Annotated in this window: 1 pseudogene; it reads left to right on the top strand. The window is 42.6% G+C overall.

Going from position 1 to position 270, the window contains the following annotated elements:
• Positions 1–270 (top strand): annotated as a pseudogene (locus tag AAEY68_RS21120) (hypothetical protein); the annotation flags it as partial.

Raw genomic sequence — 270 nt, 5'->3', positions numbered from 1 at the left:
GGACAAGAGCGAGCAAGTACCGTTGAAGAGTGGGAACCAGGTAAGCTTAGAACATTCCATTACTTCGATCACACTGCTCAAAAGAAAGTTGTATTATTCACTGCTCGGGCATATCAAAACGGTAATATACACCGCAAAATTAATCAGGGCTTTATAGCGCGCCTTAATGTCGAATTTGGTAGGTTACGAGGATGGATAAATACCCCAGAACAAGCGGCCGAAGAAATAGATGGTGTTGATATTGATTGTGCAAAGCAGGCTTTTCACAGT

The sequence above is a fragment of the Pseudoalteromonas sp. RB2-MNA-CIBAN-0110 genome, from assembly GCF_040309305.1.
In the GTDB taxonomy this organism is placed as follows: Bacteria; Pseudomonadota; Gammaproteobacteria; order Enterobacterales; family Alteromonadaceae; genus Pseudoalteromonas; species Pseudoalteromonas arctica.
The sequence above is the reverse complement of the archived record's forward strand: the minus strand, read 5'-3'. Positions and strand labels throughout refer to the sequence as shown.